18 protein-coding genes and 1 pseudogene are annotated in these 24,111 nt (G+C 70.8%); 6 read left to right on the top strand and 13 right to left on the bottom strand.

Translation table 11 applies throughout. The annotated features are described in order from the left end of the window. The first annotated feature begins 147 nt into the window (after nt 1–147). Together HCA58_RS00625 and HCA58_RS00630 are read left to right on the top strand one after the other, a co-directional pair. On the top strand, nt 148–1,194 hold the full coding sequence (locus tag HCA58_RS00625) for a hypothetical protein (protein ID WP_169595766.1): 1,047 nt from the start codon (nt 148–150) through the stop codon (nt 1,192–1,194). Nucleotides 1,195–1,264: 70 nt separating this feature from the next. Further along, a complete protein-coding gene (locus tag HCA58_RS00630) occupies nt 1,265–2,593 on the top strand; it encodes an AarF/ABC1/UbiB kinase family protein (RefSeq protein WP_169595767.1) in 1,329 nt (442 codons plus the stop codon). Nucleotides 2,594–2,891: 298 nt separating this feature from the next. Here HCA58_RS00630 and HCA58_RS00635 read toward each other — a convergent pair whose 3' ends face one another. The 3 genes from HCA58_RS00635 to HCA58_RS00645 form a co-directional block, all read right to left on the bottom strand. Then, nucleotides 2,892–3,257 (bottom strand): WhiB family transcriptional regulator, encoded by a 366-nt coding sequence (locus HCA58_RS00635; protein ID WP_169595768.1) that lies wholly within the window; start codon nt 3,255–3,257, stop codon nt 2,892–2,894. Nucleotides 3,258–3,392: 135 nt separating this feature from the next. Continuing rightward, nucleotides 3,393–3,677: a hypothetical protein gene (locus HCA58_RS00640; protein ID WP_169595769.1), complete on the bottom strand. Its 285-nt coding sequence runs from the start codon at nt 3,675–3,677 to the stop codon at nt 3,393–3,395. A gap of 125 nt (nt 3,678–3,802) precedes the next feature. After that, complete coding sequence (locus HCA58_RS00645; RefSeq protein ID WP_169595770.1) at nt 3,803–5,968, bottom strand: ATP-dependent DNA helicase UvrD2; 2,166 nt, start codon at nt 5,966–5,968, stop codon at nt 3,803–3,805. Nucleotides 5,969–6,060: 92 nt separating this feature from the next. Between HCA58_RS00645 and HCA58_RS00650 the strand changes: the two genes are divergently transcribed. Next, a complete protein-coding gene (locus HCA58_RS00650; RefSeq protein ID WP_169595771.1) occupies nt 6,061–6,303 on the top strand; it encodes a mycoredoxin in 243 nt (80 codons plus the stop codon). Nucleotides 6,304–6,369: 66 nt separating this feature from the next. Here HCA58_RS00650 and HCA58_RS00655 read toward each other — a convergent pair whose 3' ends face one another. Next, complete coding sequence (locus HCA58_RS00655; RefSeq protein WP_240955358.1) at nt 6,370–7,728, bottom strand: MFS transporter; 1,359 nt, start codon at nt 7,726–7,728, stop codon at nt 6,370–6,372. 218 nt (nt 7,729–7,946) lie between these two features. Here HCA58_RS00655 and HCA58_RS00660 point away from each other — a divergent pair, with 218 nt between their 5' ends. Next, complete coding sequence (locus tag HCA58_RS00660) at nt 7,947–8,927, top strand: Scr1 family TA system antitoxin-like transcriptional regulator (RefSeq protein ID WP_169595773.1); 981 nt, start codon at nt 7,947–7,949, stop codon at nt 8,925–8,927. A gap of 69 nt (nt 8,928–8,996) precedes the next feature. Beyond that, entirely contained in the window at nt 8,997–9,233 is a 237-nt protein-coding gene (locus HCA58_RS00665) for a DUF397 domain-containing protein (protein WP_169595774.1), read from the top strand. Nucleotides 9,234–9,679: 446 nt separating this feature from the next. Here the strand turns inward: HCA58_RS00665 and nudC are convergent, their stop codons facing one another. The 8 genes and pseudogenes from nudC to HCA58_RS00705 all read right to left on the bottom strand — a co-directional run. Further along, the gene (gene nudC, locus HCA58_RS00670) at nt 9,680–10,633 is read right to left on the bottom strand and encodes an NAD(+) diphosphatase (RefSeq protein ID WP_169595775.1); all 954 of its coding nucleotides are present in this window, start codon (nt 10,631–10,633) and stop codon (nt 9,680–9,682) included. Next, nucleotides 10,630–11,952, bottom strand: a complete 1,323-nt coding sequence (locus tag HCA58_RS00675; RefSeq protein ID WP_169596139.1) for a pitrilysin family protein — start codon at nt 11,950–11,952, stop codon at nt 10,630–10,632. The genes nudC and HCA58_RS00675 overlap by 4 nt, the downstream gene beginning before the upstream one ends. Before the next feature lie 88 nt (nt 11,953–12,040). Further along, the gene (locus tag HCA58_RS00680; RefSeq protein WP_169595776.1) at nt 12,041–13,354 is read right to left on the bottom strand and encodes a pitrilysin family protein; all 1,314 of its coding nucleotides are present in this window, start codon (nt 13,352–13,354) and stop codon (nt 12,041–12,043) included. Nucleotides 13,355–13,668: 314 nt separating this feature from the next. Further along, the gene (locus tag HCA58_RS00685; RefSeq protein WP_169595777.1) at nt 13,669–13,872 is read right to left on the bottom strand and encodes a cold-shock protein; all 204 of its coding nucleotides are present in this window, start codon (nt 13,870–13,872) and stop codon (nt 13,669–13,671) included. A 229-nt stretch (nt 13,873–14,101) separates the two neighbouring features. Further along, the gene (locus HCA58_RS00690; protein WP_169595778.1) at nt 14,102–17,458 is read right to left on the bottom strand and encodes an ATP-dependent DNA helicase; all 3,357 of its coding nucleotides are present in this window, start codon (nt 17,456–17,458) and stop codon (nt 14,102–14,104) included. Further along, on the bottom strand, nt 17,455–21,072 hold the full coding sequence (locus HCA58_RS00695) for an ATP-dependent DNA helicase (RefSeq protein WP_169595779.1): 3,618 nt from the start codon (nt 21,070–21,072) through the stop codon (nt 17,455–17,457). The genes HCA58_RS00690 and HCA58_RS00695 overlap by 4 nt, the downstream gene beginning before the upstream one ends. Nucleotides 21,073–21,145: 73 nt before the next feature. Continuing rightward, nucleotides 21,146–21,691, bottom strand: coding sequence for a TIGR00730 family Rossman fold protein (locus HCA58_RS00700; RefSeq protein WP_169595780.1), 546 nt, complete (start codon nt 21,689–21,691; stop codon nt 21,146–21,148). A gap of 87 nt (nt 21,692–21,778) precedes the next feature. Further along, a pseudogene (locus HCA58_RS00705) lies at nt 21,779–22,603 on the bottom strand (TIGR00730 family Rossman fold protein); the annotation flags it as partial. 139 nt (nt 22,604–22,742) lie between these two features. Here HCA58_RS00705 and HCA58_RS00710 point away from each other — a divergent pair. Continuing rightward, entirely contained in the window at nt 22,743–22,895 is a 153-nt protein-coding gene (locus HCA58_RS00710) for a hypothetical protein (RefSeq protein ID WP_169595782.1), read from the top strand. Between the two features lie 37 nt (nt 22,896–22,932). Here the strand turns inward: HCA58_RS00710 and dapE are convergent, their stop codons facing one another. Next, on the bottom strand, nt 22,933–24,006 hold the full coding sequence (gene dapE, locus HCA58_RS00715; RefSeq protein ID WP_169595783.1) for a succinyl-diaminopimelate desuccinylase: 1,074 nt from the start codon (nt 24,004–24,006) through the stop codon (nt 22,933–22,935). Nucleotides 24,007–24,111 lie beyond the last annotated feature (105 nt).

The raw sequence follows: 24,111 nt of genomic DNA on the forward strand, positions 1-24,111 counted from the left end.
GGTTGTGCGGCGACTGTCAGGCCACCGACAGTATTGACCACGGGTTGTGGATAACTCGCCGAAACCTGTGGACAGTCCAGGATCTGGGGCTGACGACCTGTGGACAACGATCAACGGACAGCGTATGTGCGGTAACTATTCGTGCCTATGACACGAACCGCCGAACGCCCGTTGTCTCCCCGCCCCCGCCTGATACCGGGACTGCCCCGCCTCTGGCGCGACAGGCACACCCTGCAGCTCGGCCTCGGCGGAGAGCGGGCGGTCCTTGTCGAGGTGGCCGACCCCCGGACGGCCCGGCTACTCGACCTGCTCGACGGCACACGCAGCGAACGGCAGGTGCTGGCCGGAACGGAAGTGCGCCCGGAACACGCCCAGGCCCTTCTCGACGCCCTACGCACCGCCGGTCTGGTGGTACCGGCGCACACCCTCGTACCCCGGGATCTCACCGGACCACGTCGGACCCGGCTCGCCGCCGAAGTCGGCGCGCTGGCGCTGGCCGCTGCCCGCTTACCCGGCACCCCAGCCCAGTTGCTCCGGCGCCGCCTGGCAGCCCGGGTGACGGTCGCCGGGAGCGGTCCGCTCGGTCCTGCCATCGCGGTCGCGTTGGCCCAGGCAGGCGTCGGCCACGTGCACTGCGACCTGCCCGGACCGGTTCGTCCACTCGATCTCGTCGGCACCGGCATCGCCGCCACGGAGATCGGGTGCCCGCTCGACGTCGCAGCTCGGGCAGCGGTACAACGGGCCGCCCCGGGCACCGGAACCGGCCCGCTACGGCGACCCCGCCCCGACCTTGTGGTGCAACTCGGCTCTGACCGACCGGTGGAGCTACTGGCCGCCGGGCATGCCCAACGGCGACAGCCGCACCTGCTCGTGGACGTGCGGGAGGGCATTCCGACGGTCGGCCCGCTGGTCCGGCCGCCGGCCGGCCCCTGTCTGCGTTGTCTCGACCTGCACCGGGCCGACCGGGATCCCGGCTGGCCGGCGCTCGCGGCCCAACTCGCCAGCGACCCGCCCGTCCCTGCCTGCGCCGTGAGTCTCCTGCTGACCGCGACCGGTCACGCCGTCGGTGAGGTGCTAAGCCACCTCGACGGCGGAACCCCCGAGACCCTCGGCGGATCGGTCGAGGTGATGGCCCCCGGCAGCCTTCGCCGGCGCTACTGGCCACCGCATCCGCGCTGTCGGTGCGGCGGATGACACGGGCACCGGCAGCGTGGGTGCGGCAGCACGGCAGCAGCGGACCGGCCCGGTCGGTAACAATGACCAAGTGACCGACATCCCGCGCCGGGCCGTGTCCCGGACCGCCAAGCTTGCCGCTCTGCCGCTCGGCTTCGCCGGCCGGACCGTCCTCGGCGTGGGAAAGCGTGTCACCGGGCTCGCCTCCGACGTGATCTCCGCCGAGATTCAGCAACGCACGGCCGAGCAGTTGTTCAGCGTCCTCGGTCAGCTCAAGGGCGGTGCGATGAAGTTCGGTCAGGCGCTGTCGGTGTTCGAGGCGGCCCTGCCGGAAGAGGTCGCCGCGCCCTACCGCCAGGCGTTGACGAAACTTCAGGAGGCCGCGCCACCGCTGCCCACCTCCAGCGTGCACAAGGTGCTTGCCGAACAGTTGGGGCCGGCCTGGCGGGAACGGTTCGTGACCTTCGACGATTCCCCGGCCGCTGCGGCGAGCATCGGACAGGTGCACCGGGCCTTGTGGCGGCTGCCGGACGGCTCCGGCCGGGACGTCGCCGTAAAGATCCAGTATCCCGGTGCCGGCGATGCCCTGCTCGCCGATCTCAAACAGTTGTCCCGACTGGGGGGCATGTTCCGGGCGATCCAGCCCGGGCTGGACATCAAACCCCTGCTGGCCGAGCTGCGAGAAAGGATCACCGAGGAGCTGGACTACGAACTGGAGGCGGAGTCACAGCGAGCCTTCGCTGCCGGGTACACCGACGACCCGGACATCTACGTGCCGGAGGTCCTGCACGCCTCGCCCCGGATGCTGGTCACCGAGTGGATAACCGGCACCCCGTTGGCCGACATCATCCAAACCGGCACGGAGGAGCAGCGCGACCAAGCGGGTCGGCTGATGGCCACTCTCCACCTTTCCGCGCCGGCCCAGGTCGGGCTGTTGCATGCCGACCCGCATCCGGGAAACTTCCGTCTGCTGCCCGACGGCCGGCTAGGAGTGATCGACTTCGGGGCGGTGGCCCGGATGCCGGAAGGTACCCCGGAGCCGATCGGCCGTATCGCCGGGCTGGCCCTACGCGGCGATGCCGACGGGGTGGAGGCCGGGTTGCGGGCCGAGGGCTTCGTCAGCGGCACGGATCCAATCGACGCCCACGCGCTGCTGGAGTTCCTACGTCCGATGCTGGAGCCGATCGCCGTCGACGAGTTCCGTTTCACCCGGGCCTGGCTACGCGCCGAGGCCGCCCGGCTGGCCAGCCCTCGCTCCCCGGCCTACCAGTTCAGCCGACAACTCAACCTGCCACCGTCCTACCTGCTCATCCACCGGGTGACGCTCGGGTCGATCGGGGTTCTGTGCCAACTGGAGGCCAAGGCGTCCTACCGGGGCATCCTGCAACGCTGGTTACCGGGGTTCACGCCGGTCGGCTGAGCCCGGCCACGTCGCGGCGGGCGGGGACCGCGGTCCCCGCCCGCCGTCGCGGGGTTCGTCCTACAGAGCGCCCAGCTCGCGAGCTGACCGGGCGCGGCCGGTCATGGCGATGGTACGGGCGGATCGGGTTGCCTCAGTGCTCGTGGTGGTGCGACCGGCCTGAGGCCGAAGCATTCGAGCCCTCGACAACGCTTCGTGGATGAGATACATCTCGACTCCGTTCGGAAGGTGCAGCATGGTGGTCAGCTTTCTGTCGGCCGGTGCGACACCGGCGGGGTTCGTCTCGATCGGGAACATGTCAGGCAGCCAGCCGGACAGCGCTGCGTGACGCGGCGAGGCCATTGGCCGCCAGTCGCGCCTCCGCCTCGACCCGCAACTCCGCGTCCCGGGCGAGGTCCTCCTTACGGGGGCGGCCACGCGGCCGCTTACGCGGAACGACCGCGCCACGTTCGAAGATCTCACCGCCCCAGACGCCCCACGGCTCGGCCCGCTCGACCGCACCGGCCAGGCACTCGGCGCGCAGCGGGCAGTCCCCGCAGAGCGACTTGGCCAGTTCCAGCTCGGTCGGCGCGTCGGAAAACCACAGGTCGGGGTCGAACTTCCGGCAGGGCAGGCTCGCCTCCAACTCGACGCTCAGGTCGAGTGGGGCCAATGCCAGACTCATCGCCCGGTCACCTCTCTCTCACCACGATCTCGTGGACCGCTGTTGCGACGTACGTACTTCGGCGGTGCAAAAAACTGAGGCCGCGGATCCCGGTGTGCGGGTTCCGCGGCCTCGAGGTGAGCCGGTGGTCTGTGATCAGACCGGTCTACCTCGAGGTGGAACACCGCGGATGTCCATCCGCTTGTTGACGTCATCGACACCATTGCCCGCGCAGCCACTGCTCCCCTGGAACGCGCTCGTGACCGGTGCGAGGATCAGCTCGGCCTGAGTCTCGGCCCGGTGCACTTGCGGAGCCCACGGTCGCGCAGCGACAGTGGCGGCCCGAACGTCCGTCCGCGAAGAGACGGACGACAGGGCAGCCGGCAGCGGAGCGACGGCAATGGGCAGCTCCGTCGGACGCTTGTAGATGTAGAGCTCCATCGGTGCCACCTCCTTGACGTCCACTCGTGATCGACCTGGGAACAGACCCCGTGAGCAGCCCTAACAGGGCCCCTTCCGAGGTGTGCCATGAGGCTATGCCGGCTGACAGGGCGAGGGCAAACGAATTAACGGTCGGATTGGAAAGTTTTCTGAGGGCAGATTTCGTCGACTGCCGCACCACCAACCAACGCCAGCACCGCCTCCCCGTACAGGCCGAGCTTGCGTGGTCCGATCCCGGCGATCGCGACCATCTCCTCGGCCCGGCCCGGCCGCCGCTCGGCAAGTGCCACGAGCGTCGCGTCGGTGAAGACCACGTACGCGGGCACCTTCTGCGCCGCGGCCACCCGGGACCGCCACTCGCGCAGCCGTTCGTGCAGCTCGTCATCGATGTCGGAGGGACAAGCGGCACATCGACCCAGCTTGCGGTCCGGCCCGGCGAGCAGGGTGGTGCCGCAGATTCGGCAGGACACGATCCGGGTGGCGGCCCGCCGTGACGTGGTCCGCACCTGTCGTTCCCCGCTGGCCCGCTCCGTCGAGGGGGTGGGCGCCAGCTGCGGCAGAAAACGGCATGGCCGCCGGGGCCGGCCGCCCGGCGAGCGGGCCGAGGCGTACGACAGCCAGAGCCACTGCCGGGCCCGGGTGATACCGACGTAGAGCAGGCGGCGTTCCTCCTCGACCTGCTCGGTGGTACGCGCGTAGCTGGTGGGCAGGGTGCCCTCAGCCAGACCTACCAGGAAGACGGCGTCCCACTCCAGCCCCTTGGCCGAGTGCAGGGAGGCCAGCGTCACCCCGTCGATGGTCGGCACGTGCTGCTGGGCTGCCCGCCGGGCCAGTTCCTCGGTGAAGTCGGTGAGGGTGACCGGGCGTTCCACAATCGCGGCCACCCCGAGTGGCTGGATCGCCGGAGTCGCCTCGTACTCCTCGGCTAGCTGCACCAGCGCGGCCAGTGCCTCCCACCGCTCGCGGGCTGCACCGCCCGGCGGTGGGGAGTCGGGGGCCCATCCGACGCCGGCCAGCGCCTCGACCACCGCGACCCGCAGCGGGGTTTCACCCGACAGCGACCGGGTCGCCGCGCGCAGCGCGACCATCGCCTGCCGGACCTCGGTGCGTTCGAAGAACCGCTCCGCCCCCTGGACCAGGTACGGCACACCGGCCTCGGCGAGCGCTTTCTCGTACGCCTCGGACTGCGCGTGGGTGCGGAACAGGACGGCGACCTCGCGGGCCGGGACACCGGCGTCGATCAACGCGCGACAACGGGCGGCGACGGCGGCGGCCTCGGCCGGTTCGTCGGTGAAAATTCGTCGCTCCGGCTCCGGACCGGCCGGGCGCTGCCCGACCAGTTCCAGGCGCAACCGCGCCTCGGTACCCCGGGCCTGCGAGATGACCGCGTTGGCGAGCCCTACCACCTGCGGCGTCGAGCGGTAGTCGCGAACCAACCGGACCACGGTCGCCGTACGGTGCCGACGCGGGAAGTCGACCAGGTAAGCCGAGGTGGCCCCGGTGAACGAGTAGATGGTCTGCGAGGCGTCGCCGACCACGGTCAGGTCGTCCCGCCCGCCGAGCCAGGCATCGAGCAACCGCTGCTGCAACGGGTTGACGTCCTGGTACTCGTCGACGACCAGGTGCCGGTACTGGTTGCGTACCTGCTCGGCGACATCCGGATGCTCCTCTATCCCCCAGACCGCGGCGCGCAGCACGTCCTCGAAGTCGATCACGCCCCCGGTGCGCTTGAGCCTCTCGTACGCGGCGAACACCTCCGCCACCTTCGCCGGATCGTGCACGGTCTCCCGCAGCGACTTGGCCGCGGCCACCATGTACTCGGCTGGTTCCACGAGGGACGACTTGGCCCACTCGATCTCACCGGCCAGATCGCGTGCGGCCGTCCGGTCGGCCCGTATGCCAGCTCGCGCCGCGGCGACAGTGACCAACCGGACCTTGCTGTCCAGCAACTCGGGCATGGCCCGGCCGTCGAGCAGTCGAGGGGCGAAGTAGCGCACCTGACGCAGCGCCGCCGCGTGGAAGGTCCGTGCCTGTACGCCGGCCACTCCGGCCACGGCGAGCCGATGGCGTAGTTCCGCGGCGGCGCGGGCGGTGAAGGTGACGGCGAGGACGTGTCGAGCCGATATCTCGCCGGTCAGGGCCCGGTACGCGATCCGGGACGTGACGGCCCGGGTCTTGCCGGTACCGGCTCCGGCCAGCACGCAGACCGGGCCGGCCGGAGCGGTCACCGCCGCGCGTTGCTCCGGATCGAGTCCGGCGAGCACGCGTACGGATGCGGAGTCAGCCACCACAGCGGGGAATTGTCGCAGCTTCCCCGGACGTTGCAGCGGATAGCCTGTGCTTGACCGGTAAGTCACCGGGCACGACGTTGGAGGATCTGACCATGCTGACGATGTATTCCACTCCCTGGTGCGGCTACTGCCACCGGCTGAAGTCGCAGCTCGATCGGGAGGGGATCACCTACCAGGTGGTCGACATCGAGCAGGATCCGGCGGCTGCGCAGTTCGTCATGCAGGTGAACGGTGGCAACCAGACGGTGCCCACGCTGCGCTTCGCTGACGGCAGCGCGCTCACCAATCCGTCGATCAACCAGGTCAAGCAGCACCTGGCGAGCATCGTCGCCTGACCCCGGCCGCACTGTTCCGATCGTGAAGTTGTTGCCCGGATGGTCGTCCACCTGGCAACAACTTCTTCAACGACCACGCCGGAGGCGGTCAGGTGGTCGGGTGGGGCCACCGACCTCGGGTGCTCGGCGTGGGGCGGGGACGCGGGGAAGCGTCGATGGTCCGGGCGGCGGGCTCAGGTGGCGCCCACGCCACAGGTAGTTGCCGGCGAGCAGGGTCGCCAGACCGACCGATGCGAAGACCAGCCGGTAGTCGAGCAGGGCGACGACCAGCGCGCCCACACCGATCGAGAACGCCTGCGGGAACCTGATCGCCGCCTCTGCGGCGGCGGCAACCCGTCCGAGTAGTTGCGGTGGGGTCCTCCGCTGGATGAGCGTGTGCAGCCCGACCAGGGTCAGCGGCAGCGACAGACCTGCCAGCAGCACAGCGGCGAGGCCAAGCCACAGGTTCGGGTAGGCAAGCAGCAACGCGGCGGGTCCGAACAGTGCCACGCCGACGGCCAGGGCTCCCAGCTCACCGACCCGCCGCAGCACAGCGACAGAGAGCAGCCCACCCACCAGGCCACCGACACCCTGCACGGTGAGGAGCACTCCGACGAATGCCGGCTCCCGCCCGAGCCCCCGGTCGACGTACGCGAAGATCAACGACTCGGTGAAACCCATCACCAACGAACCGAGACCGTACCCGAGTAGCGCACGCCGCAGGGCCGGCTCACCCACCAGGTAGCGGAGCCCGGCGACCAGTTCCTCCGCCCGACGCGGACGGTGCCCGGGGCCGGGTGCCTGCCCGAGGGCCGAGGTGTCCGGGGCGGGCGGCATGTCCGGCGCGGATGACGGGTCGGGGGCGGATGACGGGCCGGACGCGGCGGGCGGGCGGGGTGTGCCGACCACCACGGCGGCGACGAAGAAGCCGAGTATTCCGACCACGGCCAGCGGCCAGCCGCCGAGCGCCGCGTAGAGACCGGCACCGGCGAGCGGGCCGATCAACCGGAGTCCCTGCCGCGCCGTCTGCAACGCCCCGTTCGCCTCGCCGAGAAGATCCGGTGGAACCAGCTCCCGTACCAGGCGGCTGAGCACCGCACCAAGGGTCAGGTTCGACAATCCGTACAGCGCGGCTACCGCGTAGATGAGCCACGTGTCTCCCGCGTCACGAACCGTGAGAAGAGGGGTGAGCAGCAGCGCCGTCGCGAGGTTGGTGACCACGAAGAGGGGGCGCCGCGGGTACCGGTCGACGAACCATCCGACAAGTGGTGCCAGTAGGCGTGGCGCGAGGATGACGAAGATCGTGGCACCGGCGAGGCCGTCCGATCCGGTCAGGTCCTTCACCCAGACGGCGAGCGCCAGCAGCAGGATCGACTCCGCGGTCATGCTGGCCAGCAGTCCGCCGAAGAGCAGACGGAAGTCCGGGCGGCTCAGGACGGTGCGCATTGATCCTCCGTTGGCGGGGCTCGGATAGTGGCGGGCAGGTTCGGCGGAGCCGGCGGCGCGGATCGCGCAGCCCGGGGTGGCTGTCGGGTCTGCGTATTTCTGATGACACGCCCTCCACCGGTACCTTCGGCGCCGGTCGCGACGTCCATACTGACCGTGGGGGCCGAATTTCATACAGTTACCGTCGCGTCCGCGGCGGTCGACGGAAAGAGGACACTGTGCCTCCTGCCGCACCCAGCCCGATCCTGCGCCGCCGCCGGCTCGGCGGCGAACTGCGCCGCCTACGCGAGGCCGCCGGGCTCACCGGCGACCAGGTCATCGAACGCATCGGCTGGGCTTCCGCGTCCAAACTGTCCCGTCTGGAGAACGGCCGCAGCCGACCCGATCCAGGCGATGTCCGTGATCTTCTCGACCTGTACCACGTCGACGACACTCTCCGGTTGGAGTTGCTCGGCATCACCCACGAAGCCGGCGACATGCGTGGTTGGCTCAAGAGGTATCCGGCGATGACACAGCAGCAGCGTGGCTTCGCCGAACTGGAGGCGGGTTGCGCGGAGATCTCCGAGTACAACCCGGTGCTGGTGCCGGGCCTGTTGCAGACCACCGGGTACGCGCGGATGCGAATTTCCTCGGCCTGGCAGGTCGACCAGGAAGCCGGCGCCCCGGCGGCCGAAGACGACATCGAGACCGAGATCAGGGCCCGGTTGGCGCGCCAGTCGGCGCTCACCCGGGAGACCGACCCGCCCCGCTACACGGCGGTGTTCGAGGAGTCCGCGCTCGGCCGTCGGGCCGGACCGCCCGAGGTGCTGCACGAGCAGTTGGCGCAGCTCTGTGAACTGGCTCTGCTGTCGAACGTCACGCTGCACGTGCTGCCCCGCGACACGCCGATCGGCAAGTGGTATCTCCCGCCGACCGCGTTCTCGGTCTACCGGTTCGCCGATTCCCTCGATCCCGAGACGCTCGCCATCGAAGGTGGCTTCACCGACGTCATGTCGACCGACCCAATAACCCTAAATCGCTATAAAGTGGTGTTCGAGTGGCTTTGCGCGGCGGCGCTCACCGCACCGGACACCCTCTCCTGGCTGATGGAATCGTCGGGACGGCCGCCCGGCGCGGCGATCCCGCCCACTGTGGTGAGTGGTCCGGCAACGGCGCCGGCTCAACGCCGCAGATCATCCGGGCGCCTGACGGAACGGTGACCAGCACCGCCCTGCCGTCGGGGACGTGCGGTGCCGCTCGGCCCATCGGTTCACCTCAGGAGCGCAACGATGAACGAGTTCCGCAACACGCCGTCCGTCCTCGCCCAACTCGCGGGCGCACCCTGGCGCACCAGTACGCGCAGCCAGACCTCCAACTGCGTGGAGATGGCACCGCTGTCCCACGGCCCCGCCGCAGTGGCGCTGCGCGACAGCAAAGACCGAGGCGGCCCGGTGCTTCTGTTCGGCCGGACGGGATGGCAGGGCTTCATCTCCAGTGCCAGGACGGGGCAGTTCGACAGGCCCTAGCTAGTACGCGGACTTCCAACGGGGTCGCCGGCCGTCCAGCCAGCGACCCCGTCGTCAACTGCCCCAACCGGCCCTGAGAAGGCATCGGATGATCGGTCGGGTCTGCCGACCGACAGGTGCGTTTCACTTGCTAGGCCGAGCAGCGAGCGTACGATGACCGGGGTAGTGACGTGGAACTTGCACTGTTCCACCGCGACACATCCGGAGACCCAGATGCGGTTCCTGATCGTTCGCGCCGACACCCGCACCGCCGCCGACATCAGCTCCGCGTAGTCGGTCGGTCGACGCCCGCCGGACGAGACCGGCACCTGATCCACCCCCGTCCGTCGTGGTCGCCCGGCTCCCCCACCGGGTTCCCCACCAGCCGACCACGACGGCCCGTGTCCCCGGTCCGTGACCGCCGCGGCAACGACGGTCACGGACCGGGGCCGCACCGCTGAGGCCCTTCAGCAATGCCCACCGAGCCAACGGTGCACCAGAAACAGTGCGATCGACGACGGCGGCGGCAGTAACAGGTGGGTACCACCCACCTCGACCGGCCGGCCGGTGAGCGCCGACCCGATCTCCGACCGGGAGAACCAGCGTGCCTCGGCGATCTCAGCCGAATCGAGCAGCAACGGCTGCCCGGGGTCGGCGGTGGCCAGGAAACCGAGCATCAACGAACCGGGAAACGGCCACGCCTGACTGCCCGCGTACCTGATGTCGCAGATGTCGACGCCAACCTCCTCGCGCACCTCGCGCAGCACCGCGGCCTCGGCCGACTCCCCCGGCTCCAAATAGCCGGCCAGGCAGGAGAAACGCCGTCCGCCCGTCGTGCTGGGCCAGGTGGCGTTGCTGCCGAGCAGGCAACGACCCTCACCGCCACCCACCCCGTCATGCACGAGCACGATCATCGCCGGGTCGGTACGCGGCCACACCCGCTCCCCGGTACGGTCCACCCGGGACCAACCGGCCTCGTCCGCCCGGGTCGGCTCACCGGTCACCGGGTGATACAGATGTCGCAGGTGCCAGTTGGTCAACGCCAGTGCGGTGGTGAACAGCCCGGCGTCCCGGTCGCTGAGCAGATGCCCGACGTCCCGCAGGTGAGCCGCCCGGGTCTCCGGCACCGCCGGCACGGTGCCGTGCACGCAGAAAACCGGTGTACCGTCCGGCTCCACGCCGAGGAACATCGCGTCGGAGGCGGGTGCCGGAGAAAGGCCGTCGACAGCCAGCAGCACCAACTCCGGTACGGCGGTGTCGGTACGTACCAGTGCCCGCCCACCTGCCTCGACGTCAAGTACCAACACCCGCGCCCCGGCCCACGCCTGCGCCAGCCACCGCGGGTCGGCACGCCGGTACGCCGCGCGGTCCAGCGTGGCACGGGCCAAAGGCGGACTGCTGTCCCCGTACCCGCTCGTCACGGAACAGCGACGGTCTCGACCTGGGCCAACGTGGCCAGTGACGGGGCGATCCGCTCGGCGTCGCCGAGCACGACCGTGACCGCTCGGGACGGCGCGAGATAGCGAGCCGCCGCCTCGGTGACGTCGTCGACGCCCACCTTGGCCAGCCGGGACGCGTGGTCGGCCAGAAAGTCCAGCCGCAGCCCGTTGCCGGCGTAGGCGCTCACCAACGACGCCAGCCCGGCCTGCGTGGAAATGCCGAGCTGAAGAGTGCCGAGGGCGTACTGCCGGGCCTGTTCCAACTCCTCCGGGGCAGGCGGCACCGTGGCGAGCCGGCCAAGCTCGTAACTCGTCTCCAGCAGGGCCGGTGCCGTCACCTCGGTGGCCACCTCGGCGGCAGCCACCAGAACGGAACTGGCCACCGCGTGCTCGATCAACGAGTGCGGACCGTACGTGTACCCCTTGTCCTCCCGGATGTTCTCCACCCAGCGCGAGGAGAAGTAACCGCCGAAGATCAGATTGGCCAGCTGCAAGGCGGCGTGGTCGGGATGGGTACGCGGCACCGCCGGCAACGCCACCCGCATCGACGACTGCACCGATCCGGGCCGGTCGACCAGCAGCAGCGGCCCCGGTCGCGGCGGCGGGGCAGGTGGCGCCTCGGCCACGTGCCCGGCACCGCTCCAACCGCCGAGTGCCCTCCCGGCCGCATCCAACGCCCGCTCCGGACGCAGGTCACCGACCAGCACGAGCACCGCACCCGCCGGATGCACCCGTTGGGCGTGCAACGACCGCAACGCCGCCGGACGGACCGCTGCGACCTGCTCCGGTTCTGGCGTCTGCACGGCGTACGGGTGCCTGGCGAAGATCCGCCGCAGCAGTGCCTTACGGGCCAGGTGCGTCGGCTGACTCTGGGCGACCTGGATACCGTCGACGAGACGGTCCCGCTCGACGCCCACCAGCTCCGCCGGATAACTGGCCCCGGTGAGGATCTCGGCAAGGATCTCCAGCATCCGATCCAGCCCGGTAGCCAGGCCGGTGCCGGAGATCATTAGCCGGTCCGGGTCGAGTCCGGCGGCGAGCCCCCCGCCGACCTTCTGCAACTCCGCGGCGATCTGCACACTGCTCATCGTCGCCGTACCGGCGAGCAGCGCCTGCGTGAGCAGGTGCCCCCGGGCCAGGTGGACCCGACCGAAAGGCATCCAGAGCCGTAGTTCCACCAACGGCACCGCCGGCCGCCGGACCACGATGACGGTGAGCCCGTTGCCGAGCGTACGCTCAGCCTGCCGAGGCAGCTTGAGCCTGCGGGTCGGCCCCAGCGCCGGCAACGACCGGTGCCCCACGGTCACAGCCGGCTCACTCCTCGCACTCACCGGAGCCCACCTTCCGCTCGTGACTGCGGGGCTCGCAAAACCAGCTCACTCCTCGCACTCACCGGAGCCCACCTCCAGGGAGGACCTCGATGGAGGCGCGGCGCTCCGGGCGCAGGGTCGCCGCGGCCGTCCGGACCTGCTCGTCGGTGACCGCACCGATCAGACTGGGCAACTCACCCAACAGCCCCGGCTCGCCGCGCTGCTGCTCCAGCACCGCCATGCCCAACGCACGGCCGAGCACCGCGTCGGTGTCGCGCAGCAGGTGGGTGGCCATCCGCGCCTGCGTACGGGCCACTTCGCCGTCACCGAGCCCGTCGTGGGCGAGCCGGTCAAGTTCCTCGTCCAGGGTCCGCAGGACCTTGTCGACGTCACCACCGGGCGGCAGATGCGCCTGAAGCAGCAACGCGGTCGGGTCGCGCACGTCGAAGGGATCACCCATGAAGCCGAGATAGCCGCCGACGCTCGTCACCGCGCGGTCCCGGCGGACCAACCGCTCAACCAACCGGGACGCGTCGCCGTCGGTAAGTACCTCGGCCAACACCACATAGGGTAGGTATGCGGCGAAGTCGTCGATCGGGTCGGGTACCCGCCACGCCGAGGCCACCGCCGGTAGCGGCGCCAGATCGTCGGTGTACGCGGTGCGCCGCTCGACGGTCAGGTCCGGCTCGGCGAACTCCGGCCGGGCGGGCGCCGGTCGGGCCGGTACGTCACCGAAGTGCCGCTCGATCAGGGTGACGGCCTCGGCGGTGTCGATGTCCCCGCTGACCGCGAGCACCGCGTTACCGCTGGCGTAGTAGCGCCGGAAGAAGTCGGCGGCGTCGGCGACGGTGGCCGACTCCAGGTCGTCGAAGGAGCCGTAGCCGTCGTGCGCGTTGGGGAAGGTGTCGAAGAGCACCGGCGGTAGGGTCAGCCAGGGAAAGCCACCGTACGGCCGGTTGAGCACGTTCACCCGGATCTCCTCCTTGACCACGTCGACCTGGTTACGCAGGTTCTCCTCGGTCAGCCGAGGACCGCGCATCCGGTCGGCCTCCAGGAACAGCGCCCGCTCCAGGGCGTTGCTCGGCAAGGTCTCGAAGTAGTCGGTGTAGTCCAGGTGGGTCGAACCGTTGAAGGTGCCCCCGGCACCCTGCACGTGGCGGAAGTGGGCGAGCTTCTCCAGGTTCTCCGAGCCCTGGAACATGAGGTGCTCGAAGAGGTGAGCGAAGCCCGTACGCCCCTCCGGCTCGGACCGGATTCCGACGTCGTATACCACCGCCACACCGATGACCGGAGCAGTGCGATCCGGGGTCAGGACGACCCGTAGGCCGTTGTCGAGGGTGAACCGTTCGACCGGATACCTCGTCGCTGGGATGCTCGCTCTGCGGGTCGGCACGGATCCGACCCTAACGTCTCGGCACGCCCGCCGGTGCGTGCGGGCGAGGATGCGTACCCGCCGGGTCACCCCACTCTCGTGACCCCGGCCTGGTGGGTCTCCCCCGTCAGCCGCGACGTTGACCGGCGTAAGCCGCCGTGGGCGCAGGACCAACCAGCAGCACCGACCACGTCGCTCAAGGTGACAGCGTCCGACGACACTTCTCGTACGGCGCCGAAACCCGAGACGCATCGGCTTCAAAGACGCGGACGGCCGGGCCGTCAACGATGCCCGGAGCACCGTTGACGACCCGGCCGACACCGGGTGACCGAAGGTCAGATCGGACGGATGTTCTCCGCCTGCGGGCCCTTCTGACCCTGCACGACCTCGAACTCCACCCGCTGGTTCTCGTCGAGGCTGCGGTAGCCGGAGGTCTGGATCGCCGAGAAGTGGGCGAAGACGTCCGCGCCGCCGCCGTCCGGGGTGATGAAGCCGAAGCCCTTGTCAGCGTTGAACCACTTGACGGTGCCAATAGCCATGCTTGTTTCGTCTCCTTGACGGAACGTCAACTCCGCACCTGTTGCGGAGCTGAAAAGGATTGCCCCGAGCGATGCCGCCCGGAACGCCTGTCGCTGCTGGTCGCCCCGCCCGGAGAAGTCCGGACATAACAAAGAGCGCCTGGGGCCACATTCCGCCAGGCGCAAACAGAGCTGGTAACCGAAACTGCAACGCGGGCACTCTACCACGGATCCGGGTTGGCGCCAGGGGTCACCGTGACTGCGGCACCGACGTGATCAACGCGGTCAGCCCGTCGACGTCGAGCAGGTCCGTCGGCCGGACGGTCACCCCGTCCCGCACGTAGTGGAACGCCGCCCCGACCCAGTCGACCGGCACACCGGCCAGTTCCGCCCACGCCAACCGGTAGACCGCCAACTGCACCGCCGCCACCTCGGCAGCCGTGCCGTCCGGCCGTGCGCCGGTCTTCCAGTCGACCACATCGAAGCGGTCTCCTGGACGGCGGAACACCGCGTCCATCCGGCCGCGTACCACCACACCGCCGATCACCGTGGCGAACGGCACCTCCACCTCGGCCGGGATGCGGTCGGCCCACTCACTGGCCAGGAAACGCCGCTGAAGTTCAGCCAACTCCCCGTCCGGTGCGGCGTCCGCATCCGCCGCACCGGGCAACTCGTCGGTGTCGAGCAGCCGGTCCGCGCCGAACCGCTGCTCCAGCCAGGCGTGGAACGCTGTACCCCGGCGGGCGTACGGGTTGGGCTCGGTCGGCATCGGGCGGCGCAGTGACCGGGCCAGCCCCGCCGGATCCCGGCGCAACGCCACGAGCTGAGTCACCGAAAGATGTTCAGGTAGCGATACCTCGACCGGGCCGGCCAGCCGACTCAACTCCGCCCGCTCAGCCAACAGCAGCTCAGCCTCCTGCCGCCACCGGGCAACCTCCGGATCCGATCCAGCCGCGTCGTCCGGCCGGTCCGCGCCGTCAGCGTCGGTCAGGAAACGGCGTACCAGTGTCGCCGCCTCGGCCATCACCGGACGACGCGGACCGAGCGGATCGGCTGGCCACTCGGCCCGCACCACCACCTCGGTGGTCGGGTTCACCTCGTCCGGCGCCGGCTCCGCGGTCCACACGTCGACCAGGTGTCCGGTACCGCCGTCCAGGCATGCGTCGTACACCTCGCGCAGCAACGCCGACGGACCGCGTGGCCGCTTGGTGCCTTCGCCCCACCAGTGACCGGAGCAGAGCAGCAGGCGCCGGGGCCGGGTCACCGCCACGTAGGCCAGCCGACGTTCCTCCCGCTCGTCGTGGGCCCGCCAGGCATCGGTGAAATCCTCCACAGCCCGAGCCACCCCACGCTGGTCCTCCGCCTCGGCCAAGGCCAGTTCGGGCAGCCCGTCGGCGTCGCCACGCAGCGGAAACGGCAGAACACCCAGACCGCCGAGCCAGTGATCCGAGTTACGGACCGGCCCCGGCCACACGCCACGGCTCAGCCCGGCCACCGCAACCACGTCCCACTCCAGCCCCTTGGCGGCGTGCGCGGTGAGAACCTGCACCGCTCCCTCGACCACCTCCACCTCGCCCGGCGCGAGACCGCGCTCCTCGTCCTCGGCGGCGGCGAGATAGGCCAGGAACCCGGCGAGCGTGGCGGCCGGGGACTCCCCACTGAACCGGGCCGCCACGTCGCCCAACGCATCCAGGTGACCCCGAGCCAGGCCGGCATCGCCGGCACCGTCGCGGCCGGCGCGCACCGCCACCTCCACGTCCAACCCGGTGGTCCGCTCCACGTCCGCGATCAGTTCCGGCAGGGTCTGATCCAGGCGGTAGCGCAGCAGGCCAAGTTCCCGGGCGTACGCCCGCAACCGTGCGTACCCCTCAGCCGAGTACGCCTGCGCCGGTCCCAGGTCGGCGAGCGCCTCCACCAGGGTCGCCTCGTCGAGGCGATCAGGGGTGATCTCCGGCGCGCCATCGTCGGCGAGTCGGCGGCGGGCCGCCGCGATGGCCCGTGCCCGGCGATGCAGAGCCACCAGATCCCGTGGCCCGATCCGCCATCGTGCGCCGGTCAGCAGCCGTAGCAACGCCGCCCCGTCGGTCGGGTCGGCCAACACCCGCAGCGTGCAGACCACATCGCGTACCTCGGGGGTGTCCAGCAGGCCGCCGAGCCCGACCACCTCGACCGGCAGGCCTCGATCTCGCAGTGCGGCGGCGATCGCCGGGATCTGGCTGCGCAACCGGACCAGCACCGCGGAAGTCGGGCGTCGCGTCACCGGGATCTGCTCCGGCAGCACGCCCGGCGTGCCGGCCGCACCCCACCATGCTCCGAGCAGGCTGTCGGCGATCCAGTCGGCCTCGTCGGCGTACGTCGGCAGCAACGCGCAGTGCACCGTGCCAGCGGCGGCTCCCCGCGGGCTGCGATGCGGGATCGGCTCGTCGACGCCGAGCGCCGCGTGGAGCTCGGGCACCCGGGCCCCGGCCGCACGCAGCGGCGTGGCCAGCGCGTTCGCCACCGCCAGGATCTCCGGCCGGTTACGCCAGCTGGTGGTCAGACCGAGCGCCCGCGCCGGGCTGCCGGCGGCGCCGGCGAACTCGGTCGGGAAACGTTCCAGGGTGCCGGCGCTGGCTCCCCGCCACCCGTAGATGGACTGGCAGGGATCTCCCACCGCCGTCACCGGATGACCGTCGCCGAACAGCGCCTTGAGCAGCACCACCTGGGCATGACTGGTGTCCTGGTACTCGTCCAGCAGCACCACACGGTAGCGACTGCGCTCGATCTCACCGACGCCCGGATGGTCCCGCGCCACCCGCGCCGCCCGGGCCAGCTGGTCGGCGAAGTCCATCGCCTCGAAGTCGTTCTTGCGCCGGGCGTACCCACGCACCAGCGGCAGCAGCTTCAGCCGGGTCTGCTGGAGGGCCAGGGCCTTGCGTACCCCGGCATAGATCCGCCCCGGACGCGACTGCACGTCGGCGAAGAACCGGCCGGTCCAGGCGGCCAGCACGTCCGGGTCGACCAGGTGTTCGTCCAACTCACCGGCCAGCGCCAGTACCGCATCGGTGACGGTACTCGGCATCCGGTCCACCTCGGACATGTCCCCGTCGTAGTTCCGCACGATGAGGTCGACCAACTGCCAGCGGGACGCCTCGGTCAGCAGTCGGGTCGAGGGCTCGTAGCCAGCCCGCAGACCGTGCTCGGTGACGATCCTCCCGGCGTAGGAGTGGTAGGTGGACACGGTCGGCTCACCGGTGAGTGGATCGTCGAGCGGGTTACGTGCCCGCCGGCCCAACCTGCGGACCAGTTGGTCGAGCCGAACACGTACCCGATGCGCCAGCTCACCGGCCGCCTTCCGGGTGAAGGTGAGACCGAGCACCTGCTCGGGCCGGACGTACGAGTTGGCCACCAACCAGACCACCCGGGCGGCCATCGTCTCGGTCTTGCCCGAGCCGGCACCGGCAACCACCAGCAGCGGCTCCACCGGTGCGGCGATGATCGCTGCCTGTTCCCGGGTGGGGGCCGGCAGGCGGAGCAGTTTCGCCAACTCCATCGGCGTGTAGCGGGGACCCGCGTCGGCCGCACGGGGTGTCGGTGGGACCGGCTCGAACAGGGTGGGCTGGATCACGGCTCAACCACCTGCCGCCCCTGCCCGGACACCGGGCAACTGCTGCGCACCGGGCACACCCGACACTTCGAGTTGGCCACCGCCGCGAAGGTCGCGGCGGCCATCGTGTCGGCGGTACGCCGCACCAACGCGGTCGCCCAGCCGGCCTCAGGACCGTCGGTGGTGGGTGGCTGAGCCTGCTCACGGGCGTCCTTGGCGCCGGTGCCGAGCTGCACCAGGGCCGCGCCGCCGGGCTCGTCGCCGAACTCGGCGAACGCTCCCGCCTCCACCGCCGCCTGGTACGCGCCCAACTGTGGATGCTCGGCCACCTCGCCCTCGGTGACCGCGGTGGACTTGCCGGTCTTCAAGTCGACCACCACCAGTCGGCCGTCCGCGTCGACCTCCAGTCGGTCCACCCGGCCGGTCAGGTCGACCGGCCGGTCCGGATCGTCGAGGCGCACCGCGAACTCCTGCTCGATGGCGAGCAGCCGACGCGGGTTGGCCGCCAGCCAGCGCAGCAACTTGTCGACCATCGCCTCGGCGCGGGCCTGCTCCGGACCGACCATCCACCGCGCCGCCAACTCGATCGCGTCAAAGCGAGCCGCCACGTACTCCAACAGCGTCTCCCGGTCGGCGCGAGCGTCCTCGGCGAGCATCGCCGCCGCGTGCACCAGGTTGCCGACACCCTGCGCGGTGCTGGCCGGTGCGCTGCCGCCGTGCCGTTCCAGCAGCCAACGCAGGCTGCACCGCAGCGCACTCTCCATCCCCGACGGGGTCACCCGCACCGGCTCACCGTCGTCGACGAGCGGCCGGTCGTCGGACAGGGGCCGCAGTCCCCACCAGTCGTCGGGGTGCGCACCGGCGACCCCGGCGGCGGCCAGCCGGGCCAGCTCTGCCGCCGCCGCGCGCCGCCGGGTGACCGGCGCCGACGCGTCGGTGACCGCGGTACGCAGCTCCGCCACCAACGCGGGCAGGGTGAGCGCCCGGGGCGGGCGGCTCAACGGCAGCCGCCGCAACCGGTACCGCTCGGGCTCCGTCATGCCCGCCGGGTCGTCTTCGCCCAGATCCTGACCCGCCGGGGCGCTGGTCGGCGACGGCTCGTCCGGTGGCCGGGACGGCGCTGGTGGACCGGTGGCCCCACCGGGATCGTCAGTGGGGCCCAGCTCGTAGAGAAACCGACTGGGTTGCTCCTCGTGGTCGTCGCCTCCCACGGAGGCGGAGGCCACCGCACTGACCAACAACCGACGCCGAGCGCGGGTCACCGCGACGTGGAACAGCCGCCGTTCCTCGTCGAGCAACGCGGAGGTCTGCCCGACCACGGTGGCCACCGCAGCCGAACCGTCGCCTCGACCGGCCAGCACGTCGACCAGTCGCTCCGAGCCGAGCAGGCTGCCGCGCAGCCGCAGATCCGGCCAGACGCCCTCCTGCACCCCGGCCACCGCGACCAGATCCCACTCGAGTCCCTTGGCCGCGTGCGCGGTGAGCAGCCGCACGGCGTCACCCCGGTCGGCGGTCGGTGCGAGCGTGTCGGCCGGCAACTCCTGAGCGAGCACGTGGTCGAGGAAGACCTCGGCGCGTGCCCCCGGCAGCCGGTCGGTGAACCGTGCGGCGGCGTCGAAGAGGACCAGCACCGCGTCCAGGTCACGGTCGGCCGCCTCGGCCCGGCGGCGGCGGGCGAGATCACCCTCGCCGGCCACGGACGGGCCCCGGGCCAGCGCGGCGGACCACAGCTCGGCCAGGCCACTGGCCTGCCAGGCGGCCCACAGAACCTCCTCGGCGGTGGCGCCCGGCCGGCCGGCCACCTCACGGGTGACGGCAAGCAGCCCGGCCACTGTCTGTGCCGGCTCGGCCCAACGCCTGTCGACCCCGGCCAGCTCGGCCGGGTCGCGGAGCGCCTCGACGATCAGCTCCCCGGAGGGTCGGCGGTCGCCCCGCGCCAGAGCGAGGGCACGCAGGCCCTGCCGCAACCGTCGCTCCGCCAGCGGGTCGGCACCGCCGAGCGGAGAGTGCAGCAGCGCGACCGCAGCCTCCTCGTCGAGTCGCTGCGGCTCCACTGCGCAGCGCAGCAGGAGCAGCAGGGGCGCGACCCCTGGTTGCAGGTGCAGCGGAAGATCCTCGCCGTGCACCACGGTCGGCACGCCGGCAGCATGCAACGCCCGACGCAGCCCCGGCAACTGCCGCGCGGTTGAGCGCACCAGCACCGCCATGTGCGACCACGGCAGACCGTCGAGCAGGTGAGCCGTGCGTAGCGCGTGCGCCAGCCACGCCGCCTCACTCGTGGTCGAGGAGAACGTGCGTACCTCCACCGCCCCCGGTGGGGTGTCCGGCAGAGGTCGCAGCCGCCGGTGTGCGGCCGGCCCCCGCAACCGTCGGGCCAGCCGGGTGGAGGCGGCCAGCAGCCGCTCGCCCGAGCGGTAACTGGTGGTCAGTAGCACCTGGGTTGCCGGTGCGCCGGAAGCGGTGCGGAACCGGTGCGGGAAGTTCATCACGCCGCCCGGGTCGGCCCCCCGGAAGACGTACGTCGAGGAGTCGGGATCGGCGAACGCGACCAGGGGAAGCCCACCACCGGCCACCGTGTCCAGCAGGTCGAGCTGCGCAGGGTCGGTGTCGGCCAGTTCGTCGACGTAGACGTAGGACAACCGGTGCCGCTCGGAGGCGAGCAACTCCGGATCGTCGCGCAGCATCCCGGTCGCCGCCCGGACCAACTCGGCCGGATCGTAGGCGACCGAGCCACGGTCGGCCACGTCCCGCAGGGCAAGTACGGCCACGTACTGCCGCAGGAACCGGGCGGCGGCCGGCCAGTCGGCACGGCCGAGCCGCTCACCGAGCCGGGCAAGCTCGACCGGGCCCACTCCCCGCTCGGCGGCCCGCATCAACAGGTCGCGTAACTGGGCTGCGAACGCCCGGGTACGTAAAGCCGGCCGCAGGTCCGCCGGCCAGCCGACCGGATCGTGGGCGTGCTCCGGGTCGGGCTCCGCCTCGGACTCCGGGCCGACCACGTCCAGCAACTCACGGATGATCAGATCCTGTTCCGGGCCGGTGAGCAGCCTGGGTGACGGTTCGCCACGCTCGGCGGCGGCCCGCCGCAGCAGACCGAAAGCGTACGCGGGGAAGGTGCGCACCAGCGGCTCGCGCAGCACCCGCTGACCGGTCGCAGCGATCCGCGCCTCGATCCGGTGCCGCAGGTCGACGGTGCCGCGCCGGCTGAAGGTGAGCACCAGGATCCGCTCCGGATCGACTCCCTCGGATACCCGGGCGGTGACCGCCTCGACGAGGGTTCGGGTCTTCCCGGTGCCCGGACCGCCCAGGACGAGCATCGGGCCGGCGGTGTGCGCGACCACCTCGGCCTGTCGCGGATCGACCCACCCGGGCCCGGCCTGGCCCCACCCACCAGCGCCATCAGCGACGTGCCCCACCCCAGCCGATCCCGGCGCCGAAGAACCCGGCACCGACGAGCCCGGAGTCGATCTACCCAGGGCCGACGTATCCGGGGCCGGAGCGTCCGGGGCGGGTTGCGGATGGGTGACCTGCGAGAGCGGCCCGGCGGACGGACCACTCCCCTCGGTCGGCCCGCCGGGCCGACCACTCCCCTCGGTCGGCCCGCCGGGCCGACGCACCAACCGGTACGCCTGCATCCCGCCATCCCATCACGGACCTGCGACACCGCCCGACCCGCCACACCCCGCACCGGTCAGGCCGCAGGCGGGTTCAGGTGAGTTGAGACTCGATGAGATCGAGTGCACCGGGGACGGTGTCGACCGACCGGAGCAGGTCGAATCCGGCCGGTTTGAGGAACGTCTGCTCGGTCAGGTTGCCTAGCCATGCCAGCAGCGGACCGTAGAAGCCGTCGGTGTCGACGAGCACCATCGGCTTGCGGTGCAGAGCGAGCGTCGCAGTGGTCCAGACCTCGAACAGTTCGTCGAGCGTGCCGAGCCCACCGGGCAGAGTGAGGAAGGCGTCCGACTTCTCGATCATCAGGACCTTCCGGCTGGCCATCGACTCGGTGACCACCAGTTCGTCGGATGCGAGGTCGGCCACCTCCAGGTCGACGAGCGCCTGCGGGATGACGCCGATCGTGCGACCACCTGCGGCGCGTGCGCCGTCGACCAGTGCACCCATCATCCCGACACAGCCGCCGCCGCTGACCAGCGTGTGTCCGCGTCGAGCGAGCTCCGCGCCGGTGTCGCCCGCCAGGTCGAGCCAACGCTTGTCCAGCGTGCGGGAGGAGGCACAGAACACACAGATCGCGGCCACCGGTCAGTGCCCCGCCGGATCGTCGGACACTGCCGTCTCGTCGGTCACCGGCCCGCGCGGGTCAGCCGGCTCGCCGGCAGGGGTCGAATCGTCCGCGGCGGCCTGCTGGTCGGCGGCGGCCCGGGCGACCGCTTCCTCGCGTACGGTCTCCTGCTCGAGGTTGAGTGCGGCTTCGGCCTCCACGATGTGTCGTACCGCTGCGGCGACGTCGTCGGTGACGCAGATCAGCTCCAAATCCACCGGGCCGATCTTGCCTTCGGCTGCCATCGTGCCACGCAGCCAGTCGAGCAGACCCTGCCAGTAGTCCACGCCCATCAGCACCACCGGGAACCGGGTGACCTTCCCGGTCTGCACCAGGGTCAGCGCCTCGAAGAGTTCGTCCATGGTGCCGAACCCGCCGGGCAGCACCACGAACGCCTGGGCGTACTTGACGAACATGGTCTTGCGCGCGAAGAAGTAGCGGAAGTCGATGGCGAGGTCGACCCATTCGTTGATGCCCTGCTCGAAGGGGAGTTCGATGCCGAGGCCGACCGAGTGACCACCGGCCTCGCTGGCCCCCCGGTTGGCCGCCTCCATCACGCCGGGACCACCGCCGGTGATCACCGCGTAGCCGGCCCGGGCCAGCGCGGCCCCCAACGCCTCGGCGAGTTGACACTCGGGGCTGTCCGGCTTACTGCGCGCCGAACCGAAGACGCTGACCGCCGGCGGGAGGTCGGCGAGGGTGTCGAAGCCCTCCACGAACTCGGAGAGTATGCGCAGCGCACGCCAGGCATCCTTCGTCTTCCAGTCGGCCCGTGCCCGAGAGTCCAGCAGCCGCTGATCCGCGGTGCTGCCGGTCACCGACTGACGGCGGAGTGTGACTGCGCCGCGATGCCGCTCCTGTCCTCGTACGCGCCCGTTGCTCTGGGTCATGGAAGCAACCGTAGTGGAGTCCCGCCGAAGAACCCGGCAAACACTTCGCGATCTTGTGCAACCAAATCGTGTTGCCATCCGTCTTACTATTCACATACCGGGTATGCCAGGACGCGCGAGCTTCGGGGGAGGAGAGAGCGTGATCAGCAACAACGAACGGGTCAGGATCCGCCGCCAGATGCAGCGGCGCATCCGCGACGTGGTGGCCGAGCGCCGCCGCGCCCGGCTACTCGACAAGGCAGCCGAACAGCCGGCCGATCCCGATGCGACGTCCCGCCTGACCGCCGTCTGACGCCTCGACCGATCGCGTCGACCCCACCCCCCGGCGGTCAGGCCGGGGCGAGCCAGCGGTGCAACGTCGCCGCACCGTCGCGTATCTTGCTGATCTCGACGTGCTCGTCCGGGTGGTGGGCCAGGTTCGGATCGCCCGGGCCGAAGTTCAACGCCGGGATACCCATCGCCGCGAACCGGGCCACGTCGGTCCACCCCAACTTGCCGATCGGTGCGGCACCCACCGCCGCCAGGAACTCCCGGGCGGGCGCCGCGTCCAGTCCGGGCAGAGCGCCGGCCGCGCAGTCCGTCACCGTCAACGCGTAGCCCGCGAAGACCTCACGCAGGTGGGCCTCCGCCTCGGCCGGCGTACGGTCCGGCGCGAAGCGGTAGTTCACCTCGATCTCGCACCGGTCCGGCACCACGTTGCCGGCAACCCCACCGTGGATGCGGGTCGCATTCATGCCTTCTCGATACTCACACCCGTCGATCGTCACCCGCCGGGCCTCGTAGGTCGACAAGCGGCGGAGCACCTCACCGGCACCGTGCACCGCGTTGACACCGTGCCAGGAGCGGGCCGAGTGGGCCCGGACCCCGCTGGTCACCACGTCGGCCCGCATGGTGCCCTGGCAGCCGGCCTCGACGATGCCGTACGTCGGCTCCAACAGCAGGGCGAAGTCGGCTTCCAACCAGTCCGGGTGCGTCTGCGCGACCAGGTGCAGACCGTTGTACCTCGACTCGATCTCTTCAGCCTCGTAGAAGAAGTACGTCACGTCGTAGCGGGGATCGGGCTGGTGCGCCGCGAGATGCAACGCGTAAGCGACCCCCGACTTCATGTCCGAGGTGCCGCAGCCGTACATCAGATCGCCACGCAGGGTCGACGGGAAGTTGTTGTTGAGCGGAACGGTGTCCAGATGGCCCGCCAGCACCACCCGGCTGGTCCGCCCCAACTCGGTACGCGCCATGACGGTGTTGCCGTGCCGATAGGTGCTCAGGTGCGGGACGCCCCGAAGAACCTCCTCCACGCAGTCGGCGATCGCCTTCTCGTTGAGGGACACGGACTCGATGTCGACCAACGCACGGGTCAACGCCACCGGATCGGCGAGGACCTCGGGGGTAAGCGGGTTCTCCATGGTCCGCACGGTACCGTCACAACCGGCGACCGCGAGACGCAAGCCCTCGGGCGAAGCGTGAGGGCGGGCCGGCAGCGCCGCAGTCGCGAGCAGCAGCCCACCCGC

Source organism: Micromonospora sp. HNM0581 (assembly GCF_012726175.1).
GTDB lineage: Bacteria > Actinomycetota > Actinomycetes > Mycobacteriales > Micromonosporaceae > Micromonospora.